Origin of the sequence: Actinoplanes sp. NPDC026623, assembly GCF_040638275.1 — a bacterium.
Taxonomy (GTDB): Bacteria; Actinomycetota; Actinomycetes; order Mycobacteriales; family Micromonosporaceae; genus Actinoplanes.
Genome location: NZ_JBEZXZ010000171.1, coordinates 1 through 19104 on the forward strand (window position 1 = coordinate 1; position 19104 = coordinate 19104).

Annotated in this window: 18 protein-coding genes; 7 read left to right on the forward strand and 11 right to left on the reverse strand. The window is 72.3% G+C overall.

The window, feature by feature from the left end:
* Positions 1–31: 31 nt before the first annotated feature.
* The 3 genes from AB0F10_RS34490 to AB0F10_RS34500 form a co-directional block, all read right to left on the reverse strand.
* Positions 32–790: a GH25 family lysozyme gene (locus tag AB0F10_RS34490; protein WP_360634909.1), complete on the reverse strand. Its 759-nt coding sequence runs from the start codon at positions 788–790 to the stop codon at positions 32–34.
* Between the two features lie 107 nt (positions 791–897).
* Complete coding sequence (locus AB0F10_RS34495; RefSeq protein WP_360634912.1) at positions 898–2403, reverse strand: MFS transporter; 1506 nt, start codon at positions 2401–2403, stop codon at positions 898–900.
* A gap of 72 nt (positions 2404–2475) precedes the next feature.
* Positions 2476–3522, reverse strand: coding sequence for a lysylphosphatidylglycerol synthase transmembrane domain-containing protein (locus tag AB0F10_RS34500; protein ID WP_360634915.1), 1047 nt, complete (start codon positions 3520–3522; stop codon positions 2476–2478).
* Positions 3523–3708: 186 nt separating this feature from the next.
* Here AB0F10_RS34500 and AB0F10_RS34505 point away from each other — a divergent pair, with 186 nt between their 5' ends.
* A complete protein-coding gene (locus tag AB0F10_RS34505) occupies positions 3709–4344 on the forward strand; it encodes a TetR family transcriptional regulator (protein ID WP_360634918.1) in 636 nt (211 codons plus the stop codon).
* 155 nt (positions 4345–4499) lie between these two features.
* Here the strand turns inward: AB0F10_RS34505 and AB0F10_RS34510 are convergent, their stop codons facing one another.
* Positions 4500–5297 (reverse strand): AraC family transcriptional regulator, encoded by a 798-nt coding sequence (locus AB0F10_RS34510; RefSeq protein ID WP_360634921.1) that lies wholly within the window; start codon positions 5295–5297, stop codon positions 4500–4502.
* A gap of 49 nt (positions 5298–5346) precedes the next feature.
* Between AB0F10_RS34510 and AB0F10_RS34515 the strand changes: the two genes are divergently transcribed.
* Positions 5347–5778, forward strand: coding sequence for a DUF2000 domain-containing protein (locus AB0F10_RS34515; protein WP_360634924.1), 432 nt, complete (start codon positions 5347–5349; stop codon positions 5776–5778).
* Positions 5779–5832: 54 nt separating this feature from the next.
* Here the strand turns inward: AB0F10_RS34515 and AB0F10_RS34520 are convergent, their stop codons facing one another.
* The 6 genes from AB0F10_RS34520 to AB0F10_RS34545 form a co-directional block, all read right to left on the reverse strand.
* The gene (locus AB0F10_RS34520; RefSeq protein ID WP_360634927.1) at positions 5833–7245 is read right to left on the reverse strand and encodes a carbohydrate-binding protein; all 1413 of its coding nucleotides are present in this window, start codon (positions 7243–7245) and stop codon (positions 5833–5835) included.
* Between the two features lie 220 nt (positions 7246–7465).
* Positions 7466–8185: a hypothetical protein gene (locus AB0F10_RS34525; protein ID WP_360634931.1), complete on the reverse strand. Its 720-nt coding sequence runs from the start codon at positions 8183–8185 to the stop codon at positions 7466–7468.
* Positions 8182–8808, reverse strand: coding sequence for a GNAT family N-acetyltransferase (locus tag AB0F10_RS34530; protein ID WP_360634934.1), 627 nt, complete (start codon positions 8806–8808; stop codon positions 8182–8184). Before AB0F10_RS34530 ends, AB0F10_RS34525 begins: the two co-directional genes overlap by 4 nt.
* Positions 8809–8847: 39 nt before the next feature.
* Positions 8848–9432, reverse strand: coding sequence for a cadmium resistance transporter (locus tag AB0F10_RS34535; RefSeq protein ID WP_360634937.1), 585 nt, complete (start codon positions 9430–9432; stop codon positions 8848–8850).
* Between the two features lie 9 nt (positions 9433–9441).
* On the reverse strand, positions 9442–9927 hold the full coding sequence (locus tag AB0F10_RS34540; protein WP_360634940.1) for a permease-like cell division protein FtsX: 486 nt from the start codon (positions 9925–9927) through the stop codon (positions 9442–9444).
* A gap of 84 nt (positions 9928–10011) precedes the next feature.
* Positions 10012–10143 carry a hypothetical protein gene (locus tag AB0F10_RS34545; protein WP_360634943.1) on the reverse strand — a complete coding sequence of 44 codons (132 nt, stop codon included), beginning with the start codon at positions 10141–10143 and terminating at the stop codon, positions 10012–10014.
* 131 nt (positions 10144–10274) lie between these two features.
* On the opposite strand from AB0F10_RS34545, the gene AB0F10_RS34550 reads away from it, so the two are divergent.
* From AB0F10_RS34550 to AB0F10_RS34570, 5 genes are read left to right on the forward strand one after another with little or no spacing between them, the layout of a single operon-like run.
* The gene (locus AB0F10_RS34550) at positions 10275–13457 is read left to right on the forward strand and encodes a hypothetical protein (protein WP_360634946.1); all 3183 of its coding nucleotides are present in this window, start codon (positions 10275–10277) and stop codon (positions 13455–13457) included.
* Between the two features lie 46 nt (positions 13458–13503).
* Positions 13504–14466, forward strand: a complete 963-nt coding sequence (locus AB0F10_RS34555; RefSeq protein ID WP_360634949.1) for an endonuclease/exonuclease/phosphatase family protein — start codon at positions 13504–13506, stop codon at positions 14464–14466.
* A 49-nt stretch (positions 14467–14515) separates the two neighbouring features.
* A complete protein-coding gene (locus AB0F10_RS34560; protein WP_360634952.1) occupies positions 14516–15256 on the forward strand; it encodes a class I SAM-dependent methyltransferase in 741 nt (246 codons plus the stop codon).
* 26 nt (positions 15257–15282) lie between these two features.
* Positions 15283–17682: a glycoside hydrolase family 32 protein gene (locus tag AB0F10_RS34565; RefSeq protein ID WP_360634955.1), complete on the forward strand. Its 2400-nt coding sequence runs from the start codon at positions 15283–15285 to the stop codon at positions 17680–17682.
* 31 nt (positions 17683–17713) lie between these two features.
* Entirely contained in the window at positions 17714–18256 is a 543-nt protein-coding gene (locus tag AB0F10_RS34570; RefSeq protein ID WP_360634958.1) for a YcxB family protein, read from the forward strand.
* Positions 18257–18291: 35 nt separating this feature from the next.
* On the opposite strand, the gene AB0F10_RS34575 is transcribed toward AB0F10_RS34570, so the two are convergent.
* Positions 18292–19104: vanadium-dependent haloperoxidase (locus AB0F10_RS34575; protein WP_360634961.1), on the reverse strand; the 813-nt coding region annotated here is incomplete at its 5' end.

Sequence of the window (19104 nt, forward strand, 5' to 3'; positions counted from 1 at the left end):
CGGGCACCGCGGTGCCCGGGGCCGCCGGTCATCAGGTGTTGTTCGCGAGGGCGACCAGGCGGCTGCGGTCGCCGTTGAAGTAGTTGCGGTCGACGGCGCCGCCGACGCCGGCCACCGAGCCGCCGGCGGTGTACTGCCAGAAGCTGTAATACGGTGCGCCGGCGGGCAGCGTGCCGGGGGCGCTAGCCCAGCGGGCGATCCACAGCGGATGGTTCGCCCAGGGCCCGCTCCAGTTGCCGGTGCAGCTGGTCCACCAGCTGGTGGTGGTGTAGATGACCGCGTACCGGCCGGTGCGGCCGCGGTAGGTGTTGAGGAAGTCCGAGATCCAGGTGCGCATCGCGGCCTGGCTCAGGCCGTAACACGTCGCGCCGTACGGGTTGAATTCGATGTCGAGCGCCGCGGGCAGGGTGCGGCCGTCCGCCGACCACGCGCCGCCGCTGCTCGCCAGGTAGTTGGCCTGCGCGGTGCCGGTGGAGCGGTCCGGCAGCGCGAAGTGGTACGCGCCCCGGATCACGCCGGCGTTGTAGGCGCCCACGTAGTTGGTGCCGAAGTTCGGGTCCTTGTAGCTGATGCCCTCGGTCGACTTGATGTAGGCGAACTGGATGCCGGCGTTGTGCACGCTCGTCCAGTTGATCGAGCCCTGGTAGCGCGACACGTCGATGCCTGCGGTGGTGGCAGCCTGTGCCGGTGACGCTGCGACCGTGAGGGTGGCGGTCACGGTCGTGGCCAGCGTGATCACGCCGGCCACGATCCGGCGTAGCGAACGCCGGGGATTGCGGGAAATGGTCATCGTTCCCCTTGATGCAGAGCGGATGTTGCCGAGCAATCTATACCTGTGAATCTCTGGCGGAAATGTGAACGCCGCCAGAGATCCACTCAGGTCATCCGCGGGGAACCTCAGGCGTGCGATCGGTGCGGGAGGTGGAGCTCCTGCGGCTCGGGCGGGAGGTCCTCGATGCCCGCCGCGAGGGCCTGCTCGTGCCGCTTGTGCGCGGACGGCAGGGCGATCGCGGCGACGACGGCCAGGACCGCGACGCCCGCGCAGACCCAGAAGCCGTTGGTGAAGGCGGCGTCGGTGGGAATGCCCCGAGGGGTGGTGTTGGAGGTGATGACGGCGGCGACCACGGCGGTGCCGATGCAGCTGCCGATGGTGCGGGCGATGGTGTTGACGCCGGTGGCCTCGCCGGTCTGCGCCGCCGGCACGCTCTCGATGATGGCGTTGGACATGGCGGCGAAGGCGAAGCCGATGCCGGCGCCGGTGAGGATGCCGGAGGCCAGCAGGTGCCAGATCCGGTCGTGGGCCAGCGCGGGCAGGGCGAAGGCCGCGACCACGAAGACGGCGCCGAGGAACAGCGGCAGCTTCGGGCCGAACTTGCGGTTCAGGATGCCGGCCAGCGGGCCGAAGACGACCATCATGACGACGGTGGGCAGCAGGAACAGGCCGGCCTGTGACACGGTCTTGCCGAAGCCGTACCCGGTGGCCTCGGGCATCAGCAGCAGCGTCGGCACCAGCAGGAAGGTGCCGAACATCGCGAAGCCCAGGATCAGGGCGACGAGGTCGGTCGCCCACACGCCGCGGATCTTCATCAGCTTCATGTCGATCAGCGGTTCCTTGACCCGCAGTTCGACGAGCACGAACCCGATCAGGCCGACGACGCCGAGGGCGATCAGGCCGATGGTGCCGGCCGCGCCCCAGCCCCATGCCTGGCCCTTGCTGATGGCGAGCAGCAGCGCCACCAGCGACACCGACAGGATGCTCGCGCCGAGCATGTCGAGCCGGCCGGGGGAGCGGACCGGGGACTCCTTCATGCCGAAGATCGCGCCGAGCAGCGCGATGACCACGAGGACCAGCGGAAGCCAGAACAGCCAGTGCCACGAGAGGTGCTCGACGATCGGGCCGGCGGCCACGATGCCGATGCCGGCGCCGATGCCGAAGATCGCCGAGATGAGGCCGATGATGGGCGCGACCCGCTCGCGGGGAAGCTCATCGCGGATCATGCCGATCGACAGCGGCAGGATCGCGCCGGCCGCTCCCTGCAGCACCCGGCCGGCGATCAGCACGGCCAGGCTGGGCGCCAGCGCGGCGACGAGCGTTCCGGCGGCGAGGGCGGCCAGCACGCCGATGAGGATCCGGCGCTTGCCGGCGATGTCGCCGAGCCGGCCGAGGATGGGCGTCAGCACCGACGCGGACAGCAGATACGCGGTGACGATCCAGCTGACGTCGGCGGTCGTGGCCTCGAGGTCGTGCCCGATGGTGGACAGCGCCGGCGACACCAGCGACTGGAGCACCGAGTAGGCGAGGCCGCCGAGTGCCAGATACAGCACCAGCAGGCCGCCGCCCTTGCTCCGGTCCCCGGCCGGAACGGATCCGGCCGGGGTGACTTCTTCGATGGTGGAGGTCATGGTGTTCCTGACGCTAGAAGTAAACACTTGCTGACTTGATATCGGACCCGGTGGCCTCAAGTCAACGAGTGTTTACGTCACATCGGCGAGGGCCCGGCGCCGGCGGTGCCGGTTCAGCCTCAGGTAGGCGGCCAGCCCCACCGGCAGCAGGAACCAGAACGACACGATCCGGTACGCGAGCACGACCGCCGCCGCGCCCGCCTGCGGTGCCCCGGCCGCGACGAACCCCGCGAGCAGGCTCGCCTCGATCAGCCCGACGCCGCCGGGCGTGAGCGGGATCTGCCGCACCACCTGCACGGCCAGATATACCGAGGCGAGCTGGATGGCGCCGAGCGGCAGCCCGCAGGCCTGTGCGACGGCGATGAGGCAGCAGAGGTCGAGCAGCCAGTTGAGCACGGAGCAGGCGATGGTCGCGGCCCAGTGGCGCAGGCGCAGGGCGCGCGCCTCGCGCAGCACCCGGCGCGCCTGGAAGAGTCCCCGCGCGATCCGTCCCGATTCGGGGCCCGGGGTCCGGCGCGGCGCGCTGCCCGCGCGCGGTCCGCGCCGCCGGTACGCGACGATCGCCCACCCGCCGAGCGCGGTGGCGACCATCCAGGCGCCGGCCAGCGCGACGGCGCGCCAGCCGCCGTGCGGTGCGAACGTGGCGGTGCCGAGCGCGCCCGCGTACAGCAGGGTCAGGCCGACGATGGAGGACGCGCCGGACAGCACGATGCCGGTGGTGGCCACGGCGGTGCTCGCGCCGTGGCGGCGGTACTCCCGCAGCGCGAACGCCGCGGACATCGCCGAGCCGGCGGGCAGGACCATGCTCATCGCCGAGCGGCTGTAGGTGATGGCGAGGGCGTCGCGCCGCGAGACCCGCACGGCGAGGGCGCCGAGCAGGGTGCGCTGCTGACGGGCGAAGGCCATCTGGGACAGGGTCTGCGCCAGCACGGCGGCGGCCAGCCAGCGGTAGTCGGCGGAACCGACGATGGAGAGAATCTGGGCGGGATCGGGCACGCGTCCGCGCAGCGCGAACACGGCGGCAACGCCCGCGGCCGCCAGCAGCAGCACGCGCGGCCAGCGTCCGCGCAGCCACGCCGTCGTGCCGGCCGTCGCCGTGACGGCCTCCGCTGTGGTCATCGAGCACTCCGCCAAACAAGTAGTAAACGTCCGCTGACTTTGTAACCTAGTGGTAGCGTCGCCGAAATCAACAGGCGTTTACTAGCCACTGAGCGGCGGATCACAGGCCCGCGACCAGCCAGGTCAGCGTTTGTTTACCTGCCCTGGCGCCCGGGATACGCTTTCCGGGCGACGAGAGGATGCCAGTTGACGGCGAGCCCAGCAGGGGACCCCCCGGCGACGTGTGACGACGCTCCCATCGAGCGGCGCCGGCGCGACGCGGGCCGGACCCGGCACGTCCTGCTCGAGGCGGCGCGGGCCAGGTTCGCGCGCGACGGTTACGCGGTGACCACCGTGCGGGACATCGCCGAAGAGGCCGGCGTCAACGTCGCGCTCATCAACCGCTACTTCATGTCCAAGGAAGGCCTGTTCGAGGCCTGCCTGACCACCGCCGTCACCGACGTGCGCCGCGACGAGAACGGCCTGCCGATCGACGGGATCGCCGAGGGCATCGCCAGCCGGGTGGGAAGCTCGACCGACGACGACCGGCTGCGCGTCGCGCTGCTCCTGCTGCTGCGGTCCTCCGGCGACGACCGCATCGACGAGCTGCGACGCTCGGTGCTGAGCGCGGTCAGCGAGAAGATGGCGGCGGCCGCGGGCGGGACCGACCCGGACTCGGCGCTGCTGCGCGCACAGATCGTGCTGGCCACGACCCTGGGCATCGTCACGCTGCGCTCGTCGCTGGGCATCCAGCCGCTCTCGTCGGCCACCGAGCAGCAGTTGCTCGAGCCGCTGCGCGACCTGGTCCGCGCCGTGCTCCCCGGCGCCGAAACCCCCTCCTGACCTGCCCCCACAGCCGCTTGTCCACGACGCCGGCACCCACGCAAACCGGGGCAGTGGCGGCGGCGAGCCCGGCCCGCCGATCACGGGACCTCCCGTGGTGCCGCTGATCGCCGGCGCGACGGCCGTGCGGCTGGGGCGCCGCCGCGCATGACGCGTCAGGCGTCCGGCAGCCCGCGCGGGGCGAAGGCCCTCGGGCTGACGCCGAGGATGCGCTTGAAGTGGCGTACCAGATGGGGCTGGTCGTAGAAGCCGCTGTCGGCGGCGACCGACCGCAGCGGCTCGCCGGTGACGATCAGCCTGCGGGCCAGGTCCACCCGGCGGCTGACGAGGTAGCGATGCGGCGACATGCCGAACTCGCGGCTGAAGGAGCGCACCAGGTACGCCGGGTGGAAGTGCAGCACGCGGGCCGCCTCGCCCAGCGACAATCCCGCCACGACGTGCTCCTCCAGCAGGTCCCGCAGCCGGTACGCGGGGGCGCGGTCGAGCCGGGCCGGCAGCGCCGGGCGGCCGTGCCAGGCCCGCAGCCGCTCGACGACGTCCGCCAGCCGGCCCTGCGCCTCGAGCTCCTCGCCGGGCCGCCGGACGACGCGGTGCAGGCCGGCGACCCTGCTGCGCAGCGACGGATCGGCCAGGGTGGGGTTGTCGACCGCGGCACCGATCAGGGCGTGCGGCAACACCTCCGGAGCAAGGTAGAACACCCGCTTGTGGAATCCGCCCGGCGTCGCCGAGTCGCCGTTGTGCGGCACGTGCGGCGGAAGCAGCGTGACCAGGTCGCCGAACGCCCCGCGCTCGTGCCGGTCGAGGTCGTAGCGCACGGCGCCGTCGTCGACGATGAGCAGCGTCCACGCGTCGTGCGCGTGCATCGGATAGGCGTGACCGGTCATGTGGGCGTGCAGCACCTCGACCACGCCGTCCAGGCGTGGGCGCCACGCGGAGATCGTCGCCCCCACCACGTCAAAATCGTACAAGACCGGGCGGTACGCGGCGGCGCATCATCGGCGCATGTCAGCCGATACCGCGCCCGTACGCTTCGACACCAAGATCGCCGTGTTGCTCCGCGACGACCTGCTCACCTGGCAGCGCCTGAACGTCACGGCGTTCCTGGTCAGTGGCATCGGGACGGTGATTCCCGAGGCGATCGGGGAGCCGTACGAGGACGCCGGTGGCGTGCGGTACCTGTCGATGTTCCGCCAGCCGGTCCTGGTCCTCACCGGCAGCGGGGAACTGCTGCGGGCGGCGCACGGCCGGGCGGTCGGCCGGCACCTGCCGGTCTCGGTGTTCACCTCGGACCTCTTCGCCACCCGCAACGACCGGGACAACCGGGCCGCCGTGCGCGCGGTCGCCACCGAGCGGCTGGATCTGGTCGGCATGGCCGTGCACGGCCCGCGCAACGCGGTGGACAAGGTGCTGAAGGGTGCGACCTTGCACCCCTGACCCAAGGACGGAGCCCCGGTACGGCGATGCCGCACCGGGGGCCCGCCCCACGAACTACTTGCGGAACTGGATCCAGTTGACGTTCACGAAGTCGGACGGCTGCCCGCTCGTGAAGGTGAGGAAGACCGTGTGCCTACCGGACACGTTGGACACGTTGGCCGGCACCGAGCGCCAGGTCTGCCAGCCGCCGGTGCCGGCGAGCGCGAAGCTGCCGATCGGCGCGTTGCTGCGGCTGTCGACGCGGACCTCGACCAGGCCGCTGACGTTGGCCGCGGCGCCCGAGGCCACCCGGCCCACGAAGTCGAGGACGCCGCCGGAGCCGAAGTCCACGTTGTTGTACTGCAGCCAGTCGCCGTTGCCGATGTAGCCGACGTCCTGGCCGCCCTCGGACGCCGTCTCCTTGGTGACCGCGGACGCCGCGTCGTAGGACTCGGCCTCGATCTGCGCGTAGGCGTTTCGGACCGTGCCGGACGGCGGTGCCGTGGTCGGCGCGGTGGTCGGCGCGGTGGTCGGCGGCGTGGTCGTGGTGCCGCCGCCCGACTGGTACACGGCGACGTAGTCGACGAGCATCGGCACGCCGGACTGGGTGGCCGAGGTGGGCCCGCCGCCGAACGCCGCCGGGAACCCGCCGCCCATCGCCACGTTGAGGATCACGAACATGCCGTGCTGGGTGGCGTTGTTCCAGGTGGTCGCGTCCACCTGGTTCGCGTTGATCTGGAAGTACTGCGAGCCGTCCAGGTAGAACCGCATCTGCTCGGGCGACACGCTCCGGTCGTACTCCACCGCGTACGTGTGGAAGGCGGTCTGGCAGGTGCCGCAGGCGTGCTCGCCGCTGCTCAGGCCGGTGGTCTCGTTGCAGGGACCGCCCGAGGCGACGCCGCAGTGCAGGGCCGCGAAGACCGAGTTCCGGCCGTTGATCGACTCCATGATGTCCCACTCGCCGATGCTCGGCCAGTTGGTCGCCCCGACCGGGCGCGCCGCCGCGCCCAGCGTCCAGAACGCCGGCCAGTAGCCCGCCGCGGCGGCACCGGTGACGTTCGGCTGCTGCAGCCGGCCCTCGATGCGCACCTTGCCGCCGGCGGGCGCGGCGAAGTCGGTGCGCTGCGTCTCGACCCGGCCCGAGGTCCAGCGTCCGGCGGAGTCGCGGATCGGCTTGATCACCAGGTTGCCGCTGCCGTCCTGGTAGACGTTCTGCGTCGAGTCGGTCATCGTCTCGATCTCGCCGGTGCCCCAGTTCGCGGCCCCGCCCGAATACGACGTGCCGGTGTCGTAGAGCCAGTTGGACCGGTTGAGGCCGGTGCCGGCGGCCCCCGTGAAGTCGTCGCTGAAGACCAGGGTCATGCCGGACGACGCCGGCGGTACGGCCGCGTCGGCGTGCATGACGAAGACGGCGGAGACGCCGCCGGCTATCAGGGCGGCGGTGGCGGCGAGCCACCGGCGGCGCCATCGGTATGCGGAACTCGGCATGGCAACGGCCTTTCGGGGGGAGGGGATCGTTGGGGGAGGGCCCAGACCGGCGCTCCGTGAGAGCGCTCTCACGGAGTTTCCAGCCTGTTACGGGAGTTGTCAATATCTATGAACGCCGATCTATCCGCGCAGGGAAAAGGTCATGCTTCGGGGGCATGTGCGCCGGTTTCGGCGCGCGCCGAGGGCCGGCTCCGGTCCGGTGCCGGCGGCCGGGCCGCGGTCAGCCCGCGACGGCGGTGAGCCGGCGGAGCTCCGCCTCGGTGCCGATCGCCGAGCGGTATTCGGGGCGGCTCACGTACTCGGTGATCGCCCGGGCCAGGAACGTGGCGTCGACGCTGCCCGCGGTGGCCGGCTGATCGCCGGTGCGCAGGCCGCGACGGCGGACCAGTTCCGGGTGCTGGTAGTGGAAGGCGACCTTCTGCGACCCGCTCGCGACGGCCGGATACCCGGGAACGAAGGCGTCCCACGGAATGAACAGGGAGCCCAGCGCCTGCCGGTCGTGAACGCCGTCCGCCCGCAGCTGAACGCCGTACCAGCCCCAGACCAGGCGCCAGTGGACCATCAGGGCGCACGCGCACACGGCGACCATCGCCGCGCTGAACCCCCACAGCTCCTCGCCGGCCGCGATGTCATGGACGCCGTCGGCCACCAGGAATCCGCCCTGGATCAGAAAGAGCGAGGCGATGAGCACCCGTGCCGGGTTCGGCCAGGCCGCGAACGCCCGCCCCCGCATGATCAGGGCGGCCGGGCGGAAACGCGACACCGCTACCACCGACAGCGTCAGCAACACCACCGTCAGCCCCGCCCACGCGGCGAAAACCGGGAGCCAGGTGCCCCGGTCGCTCGACTCGCCGAGCACCCCGAGCACCACCGCGAACAGCAGCGCGACGATCAGGATCGGCCGCCGCCGGCGGGAGACGGCCGTAAACACGATGATCACGACGGGATGGTAGGTGCCGTCGGCAATCGCGCCCACATCTCGTGGGTCATCTCATACTCGACCTCACCCGATTCCGCGCCAGGCAGCGGGTCGTCCCAGGCCGGGAAGTACGTCCGCACGTACCGCATGCCGATCGCCTCCATGACGCGCCGGGACCCCCGGTTCACCGCCATGGTCTGCGCGATCACCCGGCGCTGGCCGACGGTCTCGAACGCGTGCCGCAGCAGGACCCGGGACGCCTCGCGGGCCAGGCCCCGCCGCCAGTAGCGGCGCCGGAGCCGGTAGCCCAGGTCGCTGACGGCCGGGTCGTCGCCCTGATCGGGGCCGTGCGCCGGCGGCAGCATCATGAGTCCGACGAACTCGCCGTCGCGCTCGTGGTCCGGTGCTGCCGAGCCCGGACCGGCGCCGTCGCACCCGAACGCCATCCAGTAGCCGAGGCCGTCCACCGGCCCGGCCGAGGCCATCCGCTGGGCATGCGATTCGAGCACCTCACCGGCGGTCCGCGCCCGCCCTATGTACCGCAGCACCTCGGGGTCGGAGTCGAGCTCGGTCTCCAGGCCGAGATGCCGGTCCGCCAGGGGGATCAGCAGCAGCCGGTCGGTACGCAGGATCGGTTGGGGCATCCCGTCACCCTCACACGACGACGGGCCGCACCGCGAGCGCTATAGGCCCTCGGCGAGGATGATCAGGCCGATACCGATCAGCACGACGGGCAGCAGGACGTGTCCCCACCGGCCGAGGGCCGCGGCGATGACGGGGCGGGTGGCGAAGTATTTGCCGGCCGCGACCCACCCGGCGACCAGGATGAGGAAGACGACCACGTAGACGCTCATGCCGGCGGCGCCCGCGGTGGCGAACACCGGAACGTAGACGCCGATGTTGTCGCCGCCGTTGGCGAACGTGACCCCCGCGACCTCGAGGACCCTCGGGCCGCCGGGCCGGAACTCCTGGCGTTCCTCCTGGTTGCCGTGGTTCCGCCAGGCCTGCACCGCGGCCTTGATGCCGAGGGCGAGCGGGATCAGCCCGAGATAGGGGATGGCGCTCCCGGGCAGGAAGGTGGCGCCGAACGCCGCGGCGGCGGCGACGGCCAGGATGGCGGCGAAGCCGAGGTACTGGCCCGCGGCGATGTTGCGCGTCGCGCCGCGGTGCCCGGCACCCTGGCCGAAGAAGAGGGCGAGCACGAGAATGTCGTCGATGTTGGTGACCGCGAACAACCCGATCGCTTGACCGATAATGCCCAGATTCATGCCCGGGGCTCAGGACGGTGGCGCGGTCGGCTTGGGCGAGTGCATCTCCCGGCATTCCCGCACGGTGAGGCAGGGAAAGGTGACATCCTGCACCCCGGGCAGGCTCTGCACCGTGCTTTTCGTGTCGCGGACCTTCCGGACGGCGGCGATGTCGGACATGCTCACCTCGAAGCTTTCGGGCAGGATCTGCGGGTCGATGTCCTCGAACGCGGTCGGCATCGGCGAGAACGCCTTCTGGAACTTCCGGTAGGCGGCGTCGTGATCCTCGAAGACGATGCCGGTGAATCCCGGCAGCGCCCGCAGCGCCGCCTCGACCTCATCGTGCTGCTGCTTGGTGGAGTCGTCGCGCAGGAACACCGTGAACGAGGCGTTCTCGTCGAGGATCTGCTGAATCTGCTCGTCCTGGGAGCGGCCCGAGTCATCGCCGAACAGGCCGCACGCGGTCAGCCCGGCAGCGGCGACCAACAGTGCAACGATGATTTTCAGTGTGCGCACGACGCGTGAGACTACCGTTCACGAGCGGACGATATCGGCCGCCTCGACAGAGGAACCCGGCCACGGCGGCGGCGGGTATCCGGGTCAGCCGCCGTGGGTCAGGTGCTGCAGGAGCCAGCCGGCCAGTGCGCGGGCGGCGCCGGCGAGCAGGCCGGTGACGGCAGCGGCGGTGAGCCTGTCGCGCAGGTGGCGGCGCTGATCCTGATTGTCGGACATCGGGTGCTCCTCGCGTCGGAAGGTGCGGCGGTATGCGTCCACTGTCGAGGCCGCCACGAAGATCACTTTCAGTTGCGACGGAAGGGCCCCGCGTGTGGGCCGTGAGCGTGGGTGGTCGATGCTGTCCTGCGATGAGTCGCGACGAGACGCCACGGAATCCCGGGCCGGTGCGGGAGCGCACGGCTCGTCGCCTGCTGGCGAAGCCGAACCTGGCTCCGGGGGCATTGCAGGACCTCAAGGACAAGCTGTACGAGCTCTACCTCCGCGCGGGCGGGCCGACGCTGGACAAACTGGCCGACGACGTGCTGACCCTGGCCGACGAGCTTGATCTTCGCGGCAGCCCGAGCCGGGACACCATCCATCGGATCCTCAGCGCGCCGAGGTTCCCCCAGGATGATCGGGATGTGGAGGCCCTGGTCGCGGTGCTGGCACACCGGCAGGACCTCGACGTGCCCACGGTGTGCGCCGAGGTCCACCTGTTGTGGACGGCGGCCGCCGGACGATCGACGGCGGAACCGGATGATCTGTTCGGGGAGCGGTCCGGCCGGCCGCTGCGGGAGGTCACCGATCCGTTCGACTACGAGGTGCATCACGCCATCGCGGCGTCGGCCGCGGATCTGCCGCCGCTGCCGCCGTACGTCCGGCGCGACCACGACCGGATCCTCGACGCGGCGGTCGGCCGGGCCGCGGACGGCTCCGGCGGGATCGCGGTGCTCGTCGGCGGGTCGTCGACGGGCAAGACCCGGGCCTGCTGGGAGGCGATCGAGCGGCTGCGTTCCGCCTCGGGGCAGTGGCGGCTGTGGCATCCGATCGCGCCGACTCCCGCCGAGGCCGCCCTCGCGGGCCTGGAGCGCGTCGGGCCGCGGACCGTGGTGTGGCTCAACGACGCCGCGAACTACCTCGCCGACGCGGTGCTCGGTGAGCGGGTGTCGGCCACGCTGCGCGAACTGCTGCGGGACGCCCGCCGCGGCCCGGTGCTGGTCCTGGCGACCATGTGGCCGTCGGACTGGGAGCTGCTGACCGGCCGGCGCGGCGACGGCGGAGTGGACCCTCATGCCGGCGCGCGGGCGCTGCTCGCCCCGTACCGGATCAAGGTCCCCGACGCCTTCACCGGCCGGGACCGGGAGGCGCTGACGGCCGCGGCCGGATCGGATCCCCGGCTGGCCGAGGCGGCCGCCCGGTCGAGGGACGGGCGGATCACGCAGTACCTGGCCGGCGGGCCGGTGTTCGTCGAGCGGTTCGCCGACGCCCCGCCCGAGGCCCGGGCGCTGGTCACCGCCGCGATGGACGCGCGGCGGCTCGGCTGCGGCCCGTACCTGTCCCGGGCGCTGCTCGAGCAGGCCGTCCCCGGCTATCTCACCGAGTCGGAGGCCGAGGAGGTCCTGTCCCGGGACTGGTGGCCGGCGGCGATCGGGTACGCCTGCGCCCGCCTCGGCGGCATCTCCGGCATGCTTGACCGGGTCGGCGAGGCGTTCCGGCTGACCGACTATCTCGATGAGTTCGGCCGCCGGCATCGCGCGGACGAGGTGCCGCCGGCAAGCTTCTGGGCCGCGGCAGGCCTTGCCGACCCGGGCGACATCGTGGTGCTCGCCGACGCCGCGCGGGCCCGTGGCCTGCTCCGCGACGCCGTCCGCCTCTACGTCCACGCGGCCGAGCGCGACGGTTGCGCGAGCGGCCAGGGCTACTACGGCTGCGCGGCGGTCAACGCCGTGGTGCTGATGGACGCGCTGTGTCCCGACGACCCGGAGCCGAGGCGCTGGGCGGTGCGGAACTGCTCGCTCGACGACCATTACGACGTACTCGTGTTGTTGCGCTCGCCGCGGCCGGACACGGTCGCGGCGCTGCTCGACCGCGGCCCGGAATCCCTGGTCCGGCTCGAACATCCGGGGCCCGTCGCAAACCTGCTGACGCGGCTGGACGAACTCGGCGCGCGGGACCGGATCGACAGGCTGCTCGCCCGCGATCCCGCCGCGCAGGTCGACGTCACGGAGCGCTACGGCCTGGTCAAGCTGCTCGCCATGCTGCATCGCCTCGGCGCCGCCGGCCAGGTCGACATCCTCGCCCGCCGCGCGGCCGCTACGACCGGTTTCTCCCCGCTGCACCGCACCTCGGTGTTCGCCGCCCTGACCGCGGCCGGCGCACACGATCACGCCGCCGCCCTCGCGGCCCGTGCCGCGGCCGAGGTGTCGTTCACCGGCAAGGACGCGTCCGAGGCCGTCACCGAGATCCTCTGCGAGCTTCACCGGCTGGGTGCCGCCGACGCGATCAGCGCCCTGCTGGCCCGCGAGCCGGCCGCACACCTCCGGGACGGCGAGGGCGACCTGGAGTCGCTGGCGATGGCCCTGAAGATGGTCGGCGCCGACGAGCAGCTCGCGGTCCTGAGGGCGCGGCTGGCGGCCACGGCGGACTCCGGCGATCCGGCCGCCCTCGCCCGCGCGCTGCTCGTTCTGCACACCGCCGGACCCGTGAACCGGATTCCGGAGCTGCTCGAACGCGTGCCCGCCGACCGGGTGGACCTGAGCGCGCCGATCGGCCTCGTCAGGCTCCTGGGCGCATTGGCGGAGGTGGGCGCCGCCGGCTACGCCGAGGCGCTGCTCGCGCGGGACCCGGGCGCGCACACCACCGTCGAGTCGGCCGAGCTGCTGCTGGGCGACCTGCGCCGGTCGGGTGCCGCCGGGCAGTACGAGACGCTGGCGCGGCGCATCGCGGCCGAGTTTCCGCTGCGGTACCCGGCGCGGCTGCGACGGCTCCTGTCATACCTGCGGTACGTCGAGTCCCCGGCCACCGGCATCGTCGCGCCGAACCCGGTGCCCCACGCCGGCCTGCTGCTGGCGCGGGACCCGGCCGGCCGGGTCGACCTCGCCGACACGTACGAGGTCGCGGGCCTGATCACGGACCTGCGCGAGATGGGCGCGGCGGATGCCGCCGACCGGCTGGCGGCCCGGGCGGCCGACGGCGCCCCGCTCGACGCCGCCAGCGGCGTCGCGCTCCTGCTGAAGAACCTGCCGCCGGGCGACCTCGTCGCCCGGCTCCTCGCCCGCGACCCCGACCAGCACCTCCCGATCAGCTACCACGAGAGTCACCAGCGTTCCGACGTGTTGTTCCTGGCGCGCGAGTTGCGTGCGGCCGGCGCCGCCGACCGGGCCGATCACCTGCTGCGCCGGCTGGTCGCCGCGGGCCACTTCGACGACTTCCGCGACGACTCCGGCAGGCAGGAGGAATTCCGCTGGGGCCGCGAACCCTGCGGCGCTCCGGCCGATCCGTGGAGCTGGGATCGGGTTCGTGACAGCGGTGGCCGGGCGCGGGGCAGATGATGAGGTAGACGCACGCCCGGCGCGCGCGCCGCCCGGGAGGCATTCGATGATCACCGTAGGTACGTGGAACCTGGAGAACCTGTTCTGGCCCGACGACGAGTTCGGGCCCGACGACAAGGCCGTCTACGACGGCAAGCTGGCCGCCCTCGCCGCGACCATCAACGCGGCCGGTCCGGACGTGCTCGGCCTGCAGGAGGTCGGGCAGCCGGAGGCCCTGGCCGACCTCGTCGCCCTGCTGGACGGCGACTGGCAGACCGAGCTGTCCACCCGGTTCGAGGCGCATCATCCGATCCGGGTCGGCGTGATCTCCCGGCACCCGCTGCGGGTGGTCAGGGACACCGCGGGGTTCGCGCCGCTGCTGCGCCCGGTGCAGGGCGGCGACGATCCGCAGAACACGACCTCCGCCATGGGGCGTGGCGTCCTGGGCGTCGACGTGGACCTGCCCGGCGGGCAGGTCCTGACGATGCTGGTCTGCCACCTGAAGTCGAAGCTGTTGTCGTTTCCCGGGCCGCACGGCACCAGCCGGTTCGCGCCGCGCGACGAGGACGAGCGGGCCCGCTACGCCGCATACGCCCTCTACCGGCGCACCGCCGAGGCGTCGAGCGTCCGCGTCGTCGCCGACGACCTGTTCGACGAGGTCGACCAGCGGCGGATGGTCCTGGTCGGCGACCTGAACGACGAGCCGTCCGCCGCCACCACGCAGATCCTCTACGGCCCGCCCGGCTCGCAGATCGGCACCGCCGGCTTCGGGCGGCCCGACCGGGGCGACGCCACGCGGCTGTGGAGTCTCGCCCCGCTGATCCCCGAGAAGACCCGGTTCTCCCGCGTCTATCAGGGCCGGCCGGAGCTGATCGACCACATCCTGGTCAGCCACCTCCTGCTCGACCGGGTGCGCGAGGTCCGCTCGGTCACCGACCGCGGGCTGCCCTCGGTCGGCGACGACCCGGCGGAGCGGCGCAGCGCGCACGACTCCGATCACGCCCCGATCTTCGCCGCCATCGATCTCTGAGCCCGCAAATCGATGGACAGGCGCACCGGCTCCGGAGAATGTTTGTCGCATGCGACAGGACGAGATCTGGGACGCGGACGCCGCCGTTCGCTACGACACGCCGGGCTCCGGCATGTTCGCCCCCGAGGTGCTGGAACCGGCCGTTGACCGCCTGGCCGAGCTCGCCGCCGGGGGAGCGGCGCTCGAGTTCGCCATCGGCACCGGCCGCGTCGCCGTCCCGCTCGCGGCCCGGCGGGTCCCCGTCACCGGCATCGAGCTGTCCCGGCCGATGATCGACCGGCTGCGCGAGAAGGCCGGCGAGGCGGCCATCCCGGTTGTCGCCGGCGACATGGCCACCGCGGTCGCCCCGGGCGAATACACGCTGGTCTACCTCGTCTACAACACCATCTCCAACCTGCTGACCCAGGCCGAGCAGGTCGCGTGCTTCCGCAACGCCGCCCGCCACCTGACGCCCGGCGGCCGTTTCGTGATCGAGCTGTGGGTGCCGGAGCTTCGCAGGCTCCCGCCGGGGCAGCAGGCATCCGTCTTCACGTGCGAGCCCGGCTACATCGGCCTGGACACCTACGACACGCTGCGGCAGCACGTCGTCTCCCACCACTTCCGGTTCGACGACGGCCGGCAGGCCCAGCTCTTCCGCAGCCCGCACCGCTACATCTGGCCGTCCGAACTCGACCTCATGGCCCAGCTCGCCGGCCTCGAGCTGGAGGCCAGGCACGCCGACTGGAGCGGCACCGAGTTCACCGCCGAGTCGACCTCCCACGTGTCCGTCTATCGCAAACCCCACCTCTGACATCGATGTCAGTCTATAGTCCGCGCATGGGTACCCGTTTTCGGCGGCTCGTCGCGGCCGTCCTGCTCGCGCTCGTCGCAGCCGTGACGATGCCGGCGCTTCCGGCCGCCGCCGGCGCCCCCGCGGACTATCCCGAGTTCCCCTACCCGGCGACCGCCTACAACGAGGCGTTCCGGGGGCAGTTCCACTTCAGCTCGCGCGCCGGCTGGATGAACGACCCCAACGGCTCGTTCTGGTACCGCGGGCAGTACCACCTCTTCTACCAGCACAACCCGCACGGCCTGGCCTGGGACACGATGCACTGGGGGCACGCCACCAGCACCGACCTGGTGCACTGGACCCAGAAACCGATCGCCCTCGAGCCGGGCGTGCACCCGGGCGACCTCTGGTCCGGCAACGGCGTGGTGGACACCGGCAACGTGACCGGCCTCAAGAGCGGCCCGGACGACCCGATCCTGGTCTTCTCCGGCACCGACGGTGCCACGATCCACTACAGCCTCGACGGCGCCAGGACCTTCCAGACGTACGCGGGCGGCCGCAAGGTGGCCGTGCCGGCGGGCACCGGCCGTGACCCGAAGGTGTTCTGGCACGCGCCGTCGCGGCGCTGGGTGATGGTGATGTGGTCGGACGGCGGCGGCAACGGCGCCGACTTCTTCACCTCGGCCGACCTGCTGAACTGGACCTGGCGCAGCCGGTACGCGGCGGGCTGGTTCTTCGAGTGCCCGGACCTCTTCCAGCTCCCGGTCGACGGCAGCGCGGCCGACCAGCGGTGGGTCCTGACCGACGCGAGCGGCGAGTACGTGACCGGCGACTTCGACGGCACCACCTTCCAGCCGCGGACCGCGATGCGGCGGATGGACTACGGCGCCAACGACGCCGGCGGCACCTTCTACGCCGGGCAGACCTTCCTCGGCGACCCCCGGGGCCGGGTGATCCAGACGGTGTGGCAGCCGGCCGCGCGCGGCAGCGTCTGGAGCGGCAACCTGACCTTCCCGGCCGAGCTGCGGCTCAGGACCTACCCCGACGGGGTGCGGCTGACGCGTACGCCGATCGACGAGCTGGCGTCGCTGCGCTCCGGCACGGTGACCGTGGCCGACCGGACGGTGACGCCCACGACACCGGTGTCGCCGGCGAGTGCGGACACCTACGAGGTGACCGCGGTGTTCGACGCGGCCACCGCCACCGCCACCCGTTTCGGGCTGCGCCTGCACACCCGTTCGGACGGCACCTACGACCGGGCCGTCACCTACGACCGGGCGGCCCGGACCCTGTACGGCGCGCCCCTGGCGCCGGAGAACGGCCGGGTGACCATGCGGGTGCTCGTCGACCGCGGACAGCTGGAGGTGTTCGGCAACGACGGCGCGGTCTCGATCAGCGACGTGGTGCGCTTCGACTCCGCGACCGGCAGCCAGGGCCTCCAGGCGTACGCCGAGGGCGGCTCGGTGCGGCTGGTCTCGCTGCGGTTCGACCGGCTGGGCTCGGCGTGGGGGACCGGGGAGTCGACCCTGGCCGGCAACCTCGCGGGCCCGTGGGCCGCCGCCGGCGGAACCTGGACCGACGTGGCCGGCGGCAAGCAGGGCACCGCGACCGGCGACGGCTTCTACCTCAACTCGACGGTCGCGGGCGACGGCACGTACGAGGCGGACGTCCGCCTGCGCGACGCCGCCGCGGCCGGCCTGACGTTCCGGGACCACTACACCGCCAATGTGGACGCGGCCGGGATGGTCAAGCTGTGGCGCCCGGGACGCGACATCGCGACATACCCGACGTCGATCGCCCGCGACCGCACCTACCACCTGAAGGTGGTCGCCGCCGGGTCGCGCCTGCGGGTCTACCTGGACCACGGCAGCACGCCGGTGATCGACGCCGAGGACGGCACCTATGCCACCGGCCGGGCGGGCGCGAACGTCTTCGCCGGCACCGCGGTGATCGGCAACGTCACCCTCGGCGCGACCGGCTTCGCCACCAACCTGGCCGGGCCGTGGCGTCCGGCCGGCGGCACCTGGACCGCGCCCGGCGACGGCGTGCACGCCCAGGCGCCCGGCGACGCGTTCTATCTGAGCGGCACCTCCGGCACCGATTTCACCTATGAGGCGGACGTGCGCCCGGTCAACGGCGTCGCCGCCGCGCTGACCTTCCGGGCCGGCGCCGACGCGTCGCAGCACTACACGGCGAACGTCGACACCACGGGCGTGGTCAAGCTGTGGCGGCCCGGCCGCGACATCGCCGGGTATCCGGCGACGATCGTGCCGGGTCGCACCTATCACCTGACGGTCGTCGCCGTCGGCACGCGTCTGCGGGTCCGGCTCGACGGCGTCCAGGTGATCGACGCCGTCGACTCGGCATACGCCTCCGGGCTGTTCGGGCTGAACGCCTACAGCGGCACCGCCGCCTTCCAGAACGTCAGGATCGGCGCCCCGTCGTGACTGCCTCGGGTACGGGTATGCTCCCGCGATCATGGAGCCCGATACGCACTTCGCCTTCACGGCCGAACTCACCGCGGTGCAGCTCAGAGCCGGTGTGCGGCGGGCCGGACGGCGAGCGACACTGGTCCTTCGGATCCTGGGGCTGATCCTCGTGGCGGACGGCCTGCCGCTGGCTGTCCTGAGCGAGTCCGACCGCTGGATCGGCATGATCATCGTTGCGCTGGGTGTCGGCGTTGTTCTCGGCGCGCCGTTCCTGGCGCGAAGCGTGCGGCTGCGGCGTGCCCGCAGGACGCTCGACGGGCCGATCTCGTACCGGATCGATGCCGAGGGGGTCCACACGGCCTCCCGGTACACCGACGGCGTCGTCCGGTGGCCGTTGATCGACCGATGCGAACAACTGCCGGACCTGTTGTTGCTCTGGATCGGCAAGGGCGTGGTCATCCTGGTCCCGGTGAGTGAGCTGGCGGCCACCACCCGGGCGGCGCTTGTCGCCTTCGTGCGGTCGCACCTTGGCGGCGCCGCGCCCGCGGCGCCGGCCGGGGAGCCACCCGCGGTCCGCGCGCCGACGCCGTAACGGGGTCCGCGCCGGCACGCGGGCCGGCGACGGGATCAGCGGAGCGGGCGGAGCGGGCGGAACTCCCGGGCGAGGACGTAGCGCGCCACCTGCACGCCGAGCTGGGCGCCCTGCACGTCGGCGGTGCGGTAGTGCACCCCGCCCCAGATCCTCGCCTCGATGAGCTCGGCCAGGGCCTGCGAGAAGCCGCCGAAGTGGCGGGTGGTCCCGGAATCGGCGCTGTAGGCGCTGAACGGAACGTCGTCGCGGCCGAAGAACTGCCGCAGCGCCGTCATGATCGTCGCGGTCGTGCAGGCGTGCCCGGACGTGTGGTCCGGGAACGGCGGGGTGATCAGCAGCGGCATCCAGGCCGGGTCGGCGGCGGTGGCCGGGTTGCCGTCGGTGTCGGCGAGCTGGACCGCGGTCACCGGGCGCCAGAAGTTCCAGCTCCGCTTCTGGTTGAAGCAGGAGATCGTCGAGTCGGCCCGGGTGACGTCGGTCATCGCGTACATCCGGGCGGTCTGCAGTGGACTCAGGTGCTGGGTCTGCGCGAGCTGCCGCTTGATCTCCCACTCGGTCTGCCGCCGGTCGTGCCACCAGATCGCCGCCTCGGTCTGGTCCTGGGTACGCACGGTGCTGGTGGCCGAGCCGAGCGCCTTCACCTCGTTGAGGTCCCGGGCCCACGCGGCGCTGCTCAGCGCGGGCGGCCCGGCCGTGCCGAAGGTGGTGCCGCTGGGGATGACGAACGTCTTGATGTCGGCGATCTGCGCGCCGTCCTGGGCGTACGCGGGCGGGGTGGGCCGCCACTGGCCCGGTTCGGTGCCGATCGTCCAGCTCGCCTGCCGCGCGGCGCAACGACGGCGCCGACC